Source organism: Mycobacterium sp. NS-7484, from assembly GCF_001953975.1.
Lineage (GTDB): Bacteria > Actinomycetota > Actinomycetes > Mycobacteriales > Mycobacteriaceae > Mycobacterium.
In genome coordinates this window covers 1-1,989 of the sequence record NZ_MBEJ01000032.1, presented here as the reverse complement: position 1 = coordinate 1,989, position 1,989 = coordinate 1, and the positions used below count along the sequence as shown (strand labels likewise).

Annotated in this window: 1 rRNA gene; it reads left to right on the top strand. The window is 55.9% G+C overall.

Annotated elements, in window-relative coordinates:
- Positions 1-1,989 (top strand): 23S ribosomal RNA (locus A5733_RS07670); the annotation flags it as partial.

Here is a 1,989-nt window from a genome sequence, read left to right as displayed (position 1 = left end):
ACTGAGGGGATGAGCTGTGGGTAGGGGTGAAAGGCCAATCAAACTCCGTGATAGCTGGTTCTCCCCGAAATGCATTTAGGTGCAGCGTCACATGTTTCTTGTTGGAGGTAGAGCTACTGGATGGCCGATGGGCCCCACAGGGTTACTGACGTCAGCCAAACTCCGAATGCCGACAAGTCCAAGAGTGTGGCAGTGAGACGGCGGGGGATAAGCTCCGTGCGTCGAGAGGGAAACAGCCCAGATCGCCGGCTAAGGCCCCTAAGCGTGTGCTAAGTGGAAAAGGATGTGCAGTCGCGAAGACAACCAGGAGGTTGGCTTAGAAGCAGCCACCCTTGAAAGAGTGCGTAATAGCTCACTGGTCAAGTGATTGTGCGCCGATAATGTAGCGGGGCTCAAGCACACCGCCGAAGCCGCGGCAACGATTTATCGTTGGGTAGGGGAGCGTCCTGCATCCGGTGAAGCAGCAGAGTGATCTAGCTGTGGAGGGTGTGGGAGTGAGAATGCAGGCATGAGTAGCGAATAGGCAAGTGAGAACCTTGCCCGCCGAAAGACCAAGGGTTCCTGGGCCAGGCCAGTCCTCCCAGGGTGAGTCGGGACCTAAGGCGAGGCCGACAGGCGTAGTCGATGGACAACGGGTTGATATTCCCGTACCCGTGTATGTGCGTCCCTGATGAATCCATTGTGCTAACCATCCAAAACCACCGTGACCAATCCCTTCGGGGTGAGGCGTTGGTGGGGCTGCGTGGGACCCCGGTGGGTAGTAGTCAAGCGATGGGGTGACGCAGGAAGGTAGCCGTACCAGTCAGTGGTTGTACTGGGGTAAGCCGGTAGGGAGAAACGTAGGCAAATCCGCGTTTCATTGATCCTGAGAGGTGATGCATAGCCGTTTGAGGCGAATTCGGTGATCCTATGCTGCCAAGAAAAGCCTCTAGCGAGGACATACACGGCCCGTACCCCAAACCAACACAGGTGGTCAGGTAGAGAATACTAAGGCGTACGAGTGAACTATGGTTAAGGAACTCGGCAAAATGCCCCCGTAACTTCGGGAGAAGGGGGACCCCCATATCGTCAAGGCTCTTGCGGCCGGCAGCGGGAGGGGGTGGCACAAACCAGTGAGAAGCGACTGTTTACTAAAAACACAGGTCCGTGCGAAGTCGCAAGACGATGTATACGGACTGACGCCTGCCCGGTGCTGGAAGGTTAAGAGGACCCGTTAACCCCTTTGGGGGTGAAGCGGAGAATTTAAGCCCCAGTAAACGGCGGTGGTAACTATAACCATCCTAAGGTAGCGAAATTCCTTGTCGGGTAAGTTCCGACCTGCACGAATGGCGTAACGACTTCTCAACTGTCTCAACCATAGACTCGGCGAAATTGCACTACGAGTAAAGATGCTCGTTACGCGCGGCAGGACGAAAAGACCCCGGGACCTTCACTACAACTTGGTATTGGTGCTCGATACGGTTTGTGTAGGATAGGTGGGAGACTGTGAAGCACGCACGCCAGTGTGTGTGGAGTCGTTGTTGAAATACCACTCTGATCGTATTGGGCCTCTAACCTCGGACCGTATATCCGGTTCAGGGACAGTGCCTGGTGGGTAGTTTAACTGGGGCGGTTGCCTCCCAAAATGTAACGGAGGCGCCCAAAGGTTCCCTCAACCTGGACGGCAATCAGGTGTTGAGTGTAAGTGCACAAGGGAGCTTGACTGCGAGACGTACATGTCGAGCAGGGACGAAAGTCGGGACTAGTGATCCGGCACCTCTGAGTGGAAGGGGTGTCGCTCAACGGATAAAAGGTACCCCGGGGATAACAGGCTGATCTTCCCCAAGAGTCCATATCGACGGGATGGTTTGGCACCTCGATGTCGGCTCGTCGCATCCTGGGGCTGGAGCAGGTCCCAAGGGTTGGGCTGTTCGCCCATTAAAGCGGCACGCGAGCTGGGTTTAGAACGTCGTGAGACAGTTCGGTCTCTATCCGCCGCGCGCGTCAGAA